Below are 10,510 nucleotides of genomic sequence, written 5' to 3' on the forward strand. Positions count from 1 at the left end.
CAGGGCCGCCCGGACCTCCGGGCGGCCCTGTCGCGTCGATCGGGTGTGACCTGCTCTTTCGTTCCGTTTTCGGCGCCCTCTAACATGCCGGGCCCCGGATGCTCCGAGATGTTGGATAACTATTCGTGATTGTTTGACAACGTACGGCAATGGTTTTTCGATAGCCTCGGCAGGACCGTAAGCCGCCGAGGCGCCCCTCCAGGACGCCACGGCACCCGCACGGGCCGGAGGGGGCCATGCGAAGAACTCACGCGTCCACCCGGACGATCCGCGGACAGCTCACCCGTATCGTGCTCATCCCGAGCCTGTGCTTCCTGGCGCTCTGGCTCATCGTGGCCACGCTCGGCACCGCGCAGGCCGCACAGCTGATGGGCGCCGTCGGCCAAGCCCGGGAGGGCACCGAGATCCTCTCCGAGGCCGCGACCGAACTCCGGGTCGAGCGCCGCCTGTCCATGGTCCATCTGGGGATCCAGGACGGCGGCGGGGACTCGACCGTCCTCAGCGACCTCGAGGAACAGAGGGAGAGCACGGACGGAGCCCTCGCAGAGGCGGTGGGCCTCGCCGGCCGGCTGCAGGGCGGCAGGGACGACGAGGTGAACCGCAACGCCGCCGCGGTGACCGAGATCCCGGACGGCGTCACAGCCCTGCGGGCGTCGGTCGACGACCGCAGCGCCAACCGGGAGGAGACCCTCGTCACCTACGGGAACTTCCTCGAGACCCTGACCGACACCGCCATCGCACTCCTGCACACCACCGAAGGCGGCGAGAACCTCACCGACGCCGTGCTCACCAGGGAACTCCTCGCGGCACACGAGGACTACGCGGCAGCGGACGCCCTGCTCGCCGGGGTCATCCCCGCGGGACGGATGACCTACGAGGAGACCGCCCACTTCACCTTTCTCACTGCCTCCTACCGCGCCACCCTGGACACCGTCAGCCACGCCATGCACCCCAGCGTCAGGGCCGATCACGAGGCCCTGGTCCAGCAGAGGATCTGGACGGCCGCCGAAGGACTCAGCCGGAGGGTGGTCACCCGGCCCCCGGTCGCCGAGGCCGACGAGACGGTCCCCGGGCAGGCACCGCTGACCGAGTGGAACTCCGCCATCGATGTCGAGGCCGATGCCTGGGACGAGTCCTCGGCCGTCGCCGCCCTGGCCCTGGACGACATCGCCGACGCCCAGACCGCACGCACCGTGGACCTGGCCTGGAGCGCCGCCCTTCTGAGAGTCACCCTCGGGGTCGCTGCCGCGGCCGTCACCCTGCTCGGCGGGGCGGTCGCCATCTCCCTGGTGAGCCGCTCCTCACGCCGCCTCACCGAGCGCCTCACCTGCCTGCGCGAACAGATCCTGGAACGGGACGCCGACCTGCCCGACATCATCGAACGGGCCCAACGGGGCAGCAAGGTCGACGTCGTGGACGAACTCCCGGCCCTGGACGAGGAGGGCGACGACGAGATCGGTCAGGTCGCCGAGGCCTTCGACAGTGCCCAGATCACCGCGGTGGAGGCCGCCGTCCGGCAGGCCGAGATCCGCCGCGGCGCCAACCGCGCCTTCCTGGGGATCGCCTTCCGCAACCAGACCCTGGTCCAGCGCCAACTGCGCCTGCTCGACGAGATCGAGTACAACGAACAGGACCCCGAGGCGCTGCGGCGCCTCTTCCGTCTGGACCACCTGGCCACCCGGGCCCGCCGGTACGCCGACAACCTCATCATCCTGGGCGGGGGCCAGTCCGCCCGCCGCTGGCGCCAGCCCCGGCCCCTCGTGGACGTGCTGCGCGCCTCCATCGCGGAGACCGAGGACTTCGAGCGGGTCCGCCTGACCTCCGCGCCCCGGGTGCTCATGCACGGCCAGGTCGTGGCGGACGTCGTCCACCTCCTCGCGGAGCTGGTGGAGAACGCCACCCAGTTCTCGCCCGCCGGAACCCCGGTCGACGTCGGGTGCACCCCGGTCGCCGGCGGACTGGTCGTGGAGATCGAGGACCGAGGGCTGGGCATGTCCGAGCAGGGGTACGCGGCCGCCGAACGCACGCTCACCCGGCCGCCGGAGTTCGACGTGATGGCCCTGCCCGACGATCCCCGTCTGGGTCTGTTCGTCGTGGCCCGACTGGCCGAACGGCACGGCATCCGCGTGTGGCTGCACCCCTCGCCCTACGGCGGAACCCTGGCCACCGCGCTCATCCCGGACAGCCTGCTGGAGCCCGTGGACAACCCGGTCGCGGTCACCGGCGCCCCTGCCGGGGTGCCCTCCTTCCCCGGCGCCCTGGGCCATCTGAGCCCTCAGGGGCCGGTGCCCCCGTCAGGTCCCCAGGGGCCGTTCGGGCACTCCGGGCCTCAGGGGGTCCCCGGTCAGGCCGACCCCCGAACCCAGAGCGGGCCGCAGCAGCAGGTGGGGTCCCAACAGATCGGGTCCCAGCCGCAGGCCGGACACTTCGGGGTACCGGGCCCGTTCGGGCCCTCCGGTCCCCAAGGCCCTCCGGGCCACTCGGGGCCGCAGCCCCGGAACGGCTTCCCGGGGCCGCCGAGCGGGTTCGGGCCCTCCTCACCCACCACCACACCCTTCCCGACACCGCCACGAGGAGGACACAGTGAGCGCTGAGGGCCGCCACGCCCGTCGCCTGACGGACCGCGGCACGGACAGCAGCACCGACGGGAACGAACCCAGACCCGACGACGGCAGGGAGGACGCGGAGTACGAGAGGTTCCTGCGCCCCTACGCCGTCGACGTCGGAACCGCGGAGGCCGTGCCACCCACCACCGCAGGCACCACCGGCCCCGCCGACCTCGACCTGCTCGCCCTCGTCATGGCCGCCCGTACCCCCGGCCGCCACGAGTGGTTGCGTCCCGAGCGGGAGACCATCCTCAACCATGCGCTGAGAGCCAGGACGGTGGCGGAGCTGGCCGCGGAGGTCGGGCTCCCCGTGGGCCAGGTCCGCGTCATGGTCGCCGAGATGGTCGCCGACGGCTCACTCCAGCGCTGCGGGCCCTCCCGTCCCCTGGGCCGCCAGGACATCCTGCACGCCGTCCTCGTCGGGCTGCGTTCCCTGTGAGTTCCAGCCCCGGCGGCCTCTGTGCCGGGCCCTCGTCCCGGGTGCCGGACCCCGGGTTGCTAGCGTGCGCCCATGCGCAGCACCGAACACATCGGCATCATCGGAGCGGGGATCGTCGGGCTGGCCCTGGCCCGCCACATCGCCCTCCGCCGCCCCGGCACCCGGGTCACCGTCCTCGAGAAGGAGAACCGGGTCGCCGCGCACCAGACCGGACACAACAGCGGTGTCGTCCACGCCGGGCTCTACTACCGTCCGGGCTCCCTCAAGGCCACCCTGTGCCGCAGAGGGGTCGGGCTTCTCAAGGACTACTGCGCGGAGAACGGCCTGCCCTACGAAGAGGCGGGCAAGCTCCTCGTCGCGGTGGACTCCGAGGAGGAGGCGCGCCTGGACGACATCGAACAGAAGGCCGAGGAGAACGGTGTCCCCGGAGTCACCCGCCTGGGCCCCGAGGGACTCCGCGAGATCGAACCCCACGCGGCGGGGATCGCGGCACTGCACTCGCCGACCACCGCCATCACGGACTTCGTCGCGGTCGCAGAGCAGATCGCCGACGACGTGCGCCGTTCCGGTGGACGGGTCCTGCTCAACACCCCCGTCATCGACCTGCGCCAGGACCATGACGGCACGGAGGTCCTCACCGGAGACCCCAAGGGGGAGCGGGTCATCCACCGGTTCGACCGGCTGGTCCTGTGCGGCGGACTCCAGAGCGACCAGCTCGCACGCATGGCCGGCGGTTCGGCGGACCCCCGGGTCGTCCCCTTCCGCGGGCACTACCACGAGCTGGTCCCCGAACGCCGCGACCTCGTGCGGGGCCTCCTCTACCCGGTCCCCGACCCGCAGTACCCCTTCCTGGGCGTGCACCTGACCCGACACGTCCACGGCGAGGTCATGGCCGGGCCCAACGCCATCCTCGCCCTGGCCCGTGAGGGCTACCGCGCCCGCGACCTGCGCACCCGCGAACTCGCACAGACCCTCGCCTGGCCCGGCTTCTGGCGGTTGGCGCGCAGGCACTGGACCGTCGGAGCCCGGGAGACCCTGGTGTCGGCCTCCCGGGCGGTGTTCGCCGGCCAGGCCCGACGCCTGCTCCCCGAACTCACCACCGCCGACCTGCGTCCGGCGCCCGCCGGGGTCCGGGCACAGGCCCTGGGCCGGGACGGGGCGCTCCTGGACGACTTCCACGTGGACACCCACGGGAGGGTCGTGTGCGTGCGCAACGCCCCCTCACCCGCGGCCACCTCGTCCCTGGCGATCGCCGAGTTCCTGTACGACAACCACGTCAACGGTCACTGAAACGCTGAGTGGCCGGGACAGGGGCCGAGCGCGTCGAAGGCCGGGCACGGCGGAACACGAGTCGCCCACGAGGGGATGAGACGCCCAGGGTGTGTCGGAACGGAGTTATCCACAGGTTCGAACACACCCTGGTACTGTCCGCTGTCCCAGCGGAGCATGGAGTGACCGGTACCGCGGGACGGCCCCGTGGCCGACCGGTGGAGGCGACCATGCTCCTGACCAGGTGGGCCCCGGTGGCTCTCGCCATCGTGCTCGCACTCGTACTCACGGCGGCCGCGCCCGCCGTCGGTCCCCGAGGAGGACCCTTGGACGGATTCACGATCGGACACCTGCCCGCCCGGGTCGGGACGGAGACATCGACGATGGACTCCCACTACGAGTGGGAGGACGTCTCCTTCACCGCCCGCTTCTGGGAACAGGCCAAGGAGGGCGGCGGCTTCCAGGTGGTGCTCCAGGTCCTGGTCCTGCGGGGGGAGGAGCTCACCGACCTGGCGGCGGTCCGCTCCTTCCTCGCCGAGTACCACGAGCGGGATCCCGACACCTGGGAGCTGGAGGACTTCGACAACCACGGCACCGGCGGCCTGTACGGAGGGTCCGAGGCCTTCTGGACTCCGCAGCCGGGGGTCGCGGTCGAGGTCCGCGACCCCTTCGGCCTCATCGGCGAGGAGGAACTGCTCGCCACCGCACGGGGGATCGGTCCGGAGAACCCGGCATAGCCCCTTCCGGAGGACGCCGGGACGGGGGCGGGCCGGCGGACGCCGGGGGCGCTTGAGCCGGCCCGCCCGGACCGGGGTCAGCAGCCCTCGAGGACCTCACGCAGCGCGGTCTCCTCGGCCGGGTCCACGGTCAGGTCCCACACGTGCTTGACCTCGATCCACGAGACCACGTAGTCGCAGTGCGAGGACTCCAGCGGCGGCAGCCAGTTCGCCGGGTCCGCGTCGCCCTTGGAACGGTTGGACGAGGCGCTCACCGCCCACAGCTGGGAGGACTCGAGGTCGTTGGCGAACTTCTGCCGTTTCTCGGTCGGCCAGGCGTGGGCGCCCGACCGCCACCCCTCCTTGAGGGCCACCATGTGGTCGATGTCGATGTCCTGGGCGTCGGTGAAGGTCTCCCCGTCGTAAGCGCTGTACCAGGAGCCGGACACCGGCTGGCAGTTGTCGTCGGTCTGCACGTCCTCACCGTCGCGGAGCAGCACGACCTGGCGGGTGGTGCAGTTGTCCTCGACTCCGGAGTCCCAGTGGGGGAAGAGCGCGCGGTCGTAGCCGGGCGGGTCCTCCTCGTCCTCGATCCGGAGTTCCTCCATCTGTTGTCCGGCCTGCTCGACGCCGGAGGAGGAGCCGCCGTCGGGGGACCCCTGCGGCTCGGTGGAGGGCTCGCCGGTCTCCAGGTCGATCACCCCCATCTGCTGCAGCACGAAGGCGGCGATCACCAGGACGCCGACGACCGTACCGATGAGCGCGGTCAGCTTGGAGGCGGGCTTACCGCCCCTGCCTGCTGACCTGGGGGATTTGGCGGAGGACTTCTTGGCCATCAGGGAACTCCAACACTGTCTTGCCTCCCGTGACGGGCGGGTCGTCCGATCCGGGTCCTCCCAGCTTGGCCCATCACACGGCCGTCTCATAACAGCGCCCCGGGTCGGATCTCCCTTGCCGAAGCCTCCGGCGGGGAGGTGTCAGGGTTCCGGTCGGGCCGGTGGCGGGGGGCCGGGGTTCTGAAAGGCCGACGCCTCGGAGGATTCGGCTCGGGAGAAGGGCCCTGGGAAGGACCGGGGGAGCTCTACCCCAGGAGGTCGAAGACGAAGGAGCCCACCAGCAGCAGGGCGATGCCCGCGCTGTAACCCCAGGCTCTTCCCCGGCCGGGCTGGTCGCGGAGGGTGCGCCAGGTGTAGAGCACGACCCCGGCCAGGACCAGGGCCCCCTCGACCGCGGCGGCCGCCACCGGGGTCTCCCACAGCCCGAACCCGAGCAGTGGGAGGTCGCCCGCGTTGCCCGGCAGGAAGGGCAGGTCCGGGCGGTGCACCAGCAGGTCGAGCAGCCAGTGGCTGAGCATCACACCGCCCACGACCAGCCCCGCGTCGCGCCCCCACCGGTCCCTCAGGAAATAGTGCACGAGTCCGCCCACCAGGACGGCGAGGAGGACGTTCACCGACAGCGAGTGCGAGTACTCGGCGGTGATGAGCAGGGAGCCGTAACCCGTGAGGCCGGGTTCGGCGGGTTCGAGGGTCTCGACCCCGGCCGCTGCCAGGGGCAGGGTGACCAGGTCGGTCAACTGGGTGGCGACCAGCAGCGCCGCCATGGGGATTCCGGGGCGCCATGCCTTGACGATCCCCGCCACTCCGAAGTGTCCGGCCAGCATCAGTTCTCTCCCTCTTCTGCTTCTTCCGCGCCGTGTCCTGTGTGTCCGGGCCGGCGTTCCAGGACGTGGATGAAGCCCTCCACCAGCACGTCGTAGCTCTCGTCGATGTCCTCGGGCATCCTGAACCCGCCGTGGGCCTCCAGGTCGACGAACCCGTGGACGGCGCTGCGCAGGGCCCGGATGGTGTGCACCATCCGGGCCTCGGGGATGTCGAAACCACGCAGTACCGCGGCGATCACCTCGACGGGTCTGGCGAAGGCCGCGTAGGCCTCGTGGTCCGTGGGGGCCGCACCCCGCTGGGTCGCGGCGTAGCCGCCCGGGTGTTCGTGGGCGTAGGCCCGGTAGGCCCCGAAGAGCGCGCGGACGGCGTCGGGCCCGGACCGACCGACCGCGGCGCCCTGGAGGCGGTCGCCCAGTTCGGTCACGGCGCGAAGGGACACCTCGCGGCGCAGCCCGGTCAGACCGTCGACGTGTTTGTACAGGCTCGGGGTCGCGACCCCGAACCGTTTGGCCACCGCCGCGAGCGAGAGCGCCTCGAACCCCTTCTCGTCGCTCAGCCGGGAGGCCTCGGCCACGACCAGGTCAGGGGTCAGTCCTGCCCTAGGCACCGGCGTTCACCTTCTCGACGAGGTCGACGAGGACGGGCGCCACGACGTCGGGCCGCTGGGACTGCGGGTAGTGCCCGCACTCGGGCACCATGACCACGCGGCCGCCGGTGACGGAGGCCACCCACCGGGCCTCGGCTCGGGGGTCCTTCCAATCGGGGTCCTGTTCACCCATGATCACGACGGTCTCGGCGGCCGGAGGTTCGGCCCCTTCGGTCCCCGTGATCCTGTCGAGCCACTCGACGGTCCTCTTCGGGCCGTTGATGGTCGCCAGGACCGCACGGTAGCGGTCGGCGGGGCGCAGCATCCCGAGGATTCTCTCCAGTTGCTCGTCGTGTCCCTCGGGAGTCCGTCCCGCGTGGAGCCTGTTGTAGAAGAAGGTCAGCGCGCGGGGTGCCCAGGGGCGGACGAGCAGGGCCTTCTGCATGAGGTTCCCCGCCCAGCCGGTCCTCGGCATTCGCAGGAAGGGCCCGAGCAGGGCGAGCCCGGCCACGAGGTCGGGGCGTTCGAGGGCGGCGATGGTCACCGCGCCGGCCCCCAACGAGTTGCCGACCATGACGGTCCGCTCTCCGCCCAGCTCCTCGGCGAGGGCGATCGCGTCGGTCGACGCGGCGTGGTCGGTGTGGTCGCTGAAGGTGATGTCGCTGTCCCCGTGGCCGCGCAGGTCCATGGCGGCGACCCGGTACCCCGCCTCGGCGAGGGCGGCGCCCGCGAACCGGAAGGAGGCGCGGTGGTCGAACATGCCGGGAACGCAGATCACGAGCGTTCCGGTGTTCCGGGCACCGTAGAGGTCGTAGGCGATCCGCCCCTCGGGGCGCTGGAGGTGGTGCATGGAGGTGCTCCTCGGTCCGTTCGCGGCCTGCGCCCTGTGGCTCATGCCCATAGCTAGAAAGCTAACGCCAATAGCTAACGGCGTCAAGGGGCTTGTTCCGAGACCTCCCGCGAGGGAGGGCGGGTCAGGCCGGGGAGAGGTGTTCGGGTCGTGGTGTGAACCGGGGTGAGATCCAGCCGATAGCGTGGCGGTGTGCGAGGTAACCGGGTGATCTACGTGCACACCCGACCTACACTGCTAGGCAGATCGGGCCGAAGGGCCCGCCTACACAACAGAGAGCTGCACAGTGATCGACATCATCGACGAACTCCAGTGGCGCGGCCTGATCGCGCAGACGACCGACCTTGACGCACTCCGCAAGGCGCTGGCCGATGGTCCGATCACCCTCTATTGCGGATTCGACCCGACCGCGGGCAGCCTGCACGTCGGCCACCTCACCCAGGCCCTCACCCTGGCCCGCTTCCAGCAGGCCGGGCACCGGCCCATCGCTCTCGTCGGCGGTGGCACGGGCCTGATCGGCGACCCCAAGCCCAACGCCGAGCGTCAGATGAACTCGCTCGAGACGGTGCGGGGCTGGGTCGAGAACCTGGCCGGACAGCTCTCGGCCTTCCTGCGTTTCACCCCTGAGGGCGAGCAGGCGGGCCCCACCGACGCCATCCTCGCCAACAACGGCGACTGGCTCGGCGGGATCAACGCGATCGAGCTGCTCCGTGACGTGGGCAAGCACTTCAGCATCAACCAGATGCTGGCGCGGGAGACGGTCAAGAGCCGCCTCGACGGTGAGGGCATGAGCTACACCGAGTTCAGCTACGTGCTGCTCCAGTCCTACGACTTCGTCGAGCTCTACCGGCGCTACGGCTGCACGCTGCAGACCGGCGGTTCCGACCAGTGGGGCAACATCACCGCGGGCCTGGACCTGGTCCGCCGGATCGAGGGCAACGAGCCGCACGGACCGGCGCACGGTCTGACCACGAACCTGCTCACGAAGGCCGACGGCACCAAGTTCGGCAAGACCGAGACCGGCACGGTCTGGCTCGACCCCGAGCTCACCTCGCCGTACGCCTTCTACCAGTTCTGGTTCAACGCCGACGACCGCGACGTCATCCGCTACCTCAAGGTGTTCAGCTTCCTCTCACGTGAGGAGATCGAGGACCTCGAGCGCCAGACGGAGGAGCGCCCGCAGGCCCGCGCGGCCCAGCGCACCCTGGCGGAGACGCTGACGACGCTGGTCCACGGCGAGGAGGAGACCCGCAAGGTCAAGGACGCCAGCCTGGCCCTGTTCGGCCGTGCCGACCTGTCCGAACTGGACGGGCGCACCCTGGACGCGGCTCTGGCCGAGGTGCCCAAGGCTGAGGTGGACGGACCGGTCGAGGACCTGCTCGTCACCGACCTGTTCGCGCAGAGCGGTCTGACCCCGAGCAAGTCGGCGGCCCGCCGTGCCGTCCAGGAGGGCGGCGCCTACGTGAACAACGTGAAGGTGACCGACGTCGAGGCCAGGCTCAGCGCGGACGACGTGCTCGCCGACCGCTTCGTCGTGCTCCGCAAGGGCAAGCGCAACATCGGCGGTGTCGTTCTCAAGGGGTGATGGGCCTCGGGCCCAGTCAGTCGTCCCCAGGACACGCGCGTCATCGAGGGCCGGCCTCCGCCGAGGGGCCGGCCCTTCCGCATGTCCGCATGCGGGTGCGAGGGGGGGAGTGCGGCGGGCGGATCTGTCCGGGCGGGGTTCTGGGGCCTGGCCCCGGGCGGCGGGCTCTGGGTATCGGGGCTCTGAGTCTCGGCGCTCTGGGGCAGGAGCAAAAGCGGAGGTTTGCTCTTGGCATCATTCGGGCAAGATGGACGATGTCTGACAACAGCCGACGTAACAACGTGGACCTGGTGTGAGGACCGCGTACGTCAGGGCCTTGAGAAGCCACCCGAACAGGGGTGATCGAGGCCCGGATCGCCGAGACGGCGCCTGATCCGGGTCCTGACTTGACGTCCGCTCCAGAGCTGCCTATAGTCGTAAGAGTCGCTGCGGGACGGCGAGCGGAACCTCTTGGATTCTTGCTCAGCACCGGGCCGCGATCACAGACATCCTCCTCTTCGCCGAGATGGTTCGAGCACTCGCTCGGAACAGGTAAGCTCGGGGAGTTGCTTCAAACAGCCCAGCAAAAACCACTTCGGTGGAAACGCTAGGCTGAGGAAGCAGCGGGAATTCTTTCTCCCGATCAGGTTTTAAAGCGAAAACGCCGATTTGGCGGGGCGCGGAACACCTGATAAAGTAAAGACACAACGAAGCGGAACGGTCGCGAAAGCGGCTGAAACGCAGAAAGCCTTCCAGGGAAGAGCAGACAGAACACTGGTTCTGGCGCTTGTACGGGAAGAGTGATTGTTTCTTGAGAAC

Annotated in this window: 10 protein-coding genes; 5 read left to right on the plus strand and 5 right to left on the minus strand. The window is 70.3% G+C overall.

The genetic code is table 11. The features are described 5' to 3' along the window. Positions 1-236: 236 nt before the first annotated feature. The 4 genes from D458_RS34580 to D458_RS0130205 all read left to right on the plus strand — a co-directional run bounded on the left by D458_RS34580 (position 237) and on the right by D458_RS0130205 (position 5,051). Positions 237-2,594 (plus strand): sensor histidine kinase, encoded by a 2,358-nt coding sequence (locus tag D458_RS34580; protein WP_083936477.1) that lies wholly within the window; start codon positions 237-239, stop codon positions 2,592-2,594. Continuing rightward, positions 2,584-3,045: a DUF742 domain-containing protein gene (locus D458_RS0130195; RefSeq protein WP_017590452.1), complete on the plus strand. Its 462-nt coding sequence runs from the start codon at positions 2,584-2,586 to the stop codon at positions 3,043-3,045. Before D458_RS34580 ends, D458_RS0130195 begins: the two co-directional genes overlap by 11 nt. A 72-nt stretch (positions 3,046-3,117) precedes the next feature. Next, positions 3,118-4,335, plus strand: coding sequence for an L-2-hydroxyglutarate oxidase (lhgO, locus tag D458_RS0130200; RefSeq protein WP_017590453.1), 1,218 nt, complete (start codon positions 3,118-3,120; stop codon positions 4,333-4,335). Between the two features lie 209 nt (positions 4,336-4,544). After that, positions 4,545-5,051 carry a hypothetical protein gene (locus D458_RS0130205; protein ID WP_017590454.1) on the plus strand — a complete coding sequence of 169 codons (507 nt, stop codon included), beginning with the start codon at positions 4,545-4,547 and terminating at the stop codon, positions 5,049-5,051. Between the two features lie 77 nt (positions 5,052-5,128). Here D458_RS0130205 and D458_RS0130210 read toward each other — a convergent pair whose 3' ends face one another. The 4 genes from D458_RS0130210 to D458_RS0130225 form a co-directional block, all read right to left on the minus strand. Next, positions 5,129-5,866 (minus strand): HNH endonuclease family protein, encoded by a 738-nt coding sequence (locus tag D458_RS0130210; RefSeq protein ID WP_017590455.1) that lies wholly within the window; start codon positions 5,864-5,866, stop codon positions 5,129-5,131. A 245-nt stretch (positions 5,867-6,111) separates the two neighbouring features. Continuing rightward, the gene (locus D458_RS0130215) at positions 6,112-6,690 is read right to left on the minus strand and encodes a hypothetical protein (protein WP_017590456.1); all 579 of its coding nucleotides are present in this window, start codon (positions 6,688-6,690) and stop codon (positions 6,112-6,114) included. Further along, entirely contained in the window at positions 6,690-7,298 is a 609-nt protein-coding gene (locus D458_RS0130220) for a TetR/AcrR family transcriptional regulator (RefSeq protein WP_026119834.1), read from the minus strand. The genes D458_RS0130215 and D458_RS0130220 overlap by 1 nt, the downstream gene beginning before the upstream one ends. Then, positions 7,291-8,127 (minus strand): alpha/beta fold hydrolase, encoded by an 837-nt coding sequence (locus D458_RS0130225; protein WP_017590458.1) that lies wholly within the window; start codon positions 8,125-8,127, stop codon positions 7,291-7,293. The genes D458_RS0130220 and D458_RS0130225 overlap by 8 nt, the downstream gene beginning before the upstream one ends. A 286-nt stretch (positions 8,128-8,413) precedes the next feature. Between D458_RS0130225 and tyrS the strand changes: the two genes are divergently transcribed. Beyond that, the gene (gene tyrS / locus D458_RS0130230; RefSeq protein WP_017590459.1) at positions 8,414-9,712 is read left to right on the plus strand and encodes a tyrosine--tRNA ligase; all 1,299 of its coding nucleotides are present in this window, start codon (positions 8,414-8,416) and stop codon (positions 9,710-9,712) included. Between the two features lie 462 nt (positions 9,713-10,174). On the opposite strand, the gene D458_RS37285 is transcribed toward tyrS, so the two are convergent. Beyond that, positions 10,175-10,510: hypothetical protein (locus D458_RS37285; RefSeq protein WP_204366942.1), on the minus strand; the 336-nt coding region annotated here is incomplete at its 5' end.

The sequence above is a fragment of the Nocardiopsis ganjiahuensis DSM 45031 genome (genome assembly GCF_000341085.1).
Lineage (GTDB): Bacteria > Actinomycetota > Actinomycetes > Streptosporangiales > Streptosporangiaceae > Nocardiopsis > Nocardiopsis ganjiahuensis.

Coding starts and splice junctions, on each gene's coding strand:
- D458_RS34580 (WP_083936477.1), top strand. CDS start 237: ATGCGAAGAACTCACGCGTCCACCCGGACGATCCGCGGACAGCTCACC.
- lhgO (WP_017590453.1), top strand. CDS start 3,118: ATGCGCAGCACCGAACACATCGGCATCATCGGAGCGGGGATCGTCGGG.
- D458_RS0130205 (WP_017590454.1), top strand. CDS start 4,545: ATGCTCCTGACCAGGTGGGCCCCGGTGGCTCTCGCCATCGTGCTCGCA.
- D458_RS0130210 (WP_017590455.1), bottom strand. CDS start 5,866: ATGGCCAAGAAGTCCTCCGCCAAATCCCCCAGGTCAGCAGGCAGGGGC.
- D458_RS0130215 (WP_017590456.1), bottom strand. CDS start 6,690: ATGCTGGCCGGACACTTCGGAGTGGCGGGGATCGTCAAGGCATGGCGC.
- D458_RS0130225 (WP_017590458.1), bottom strand. CDS start 8,127: ATGCACCACCTCCAGCGCCCCGAGGGGCGGATCGCCTACGACCTCTAC.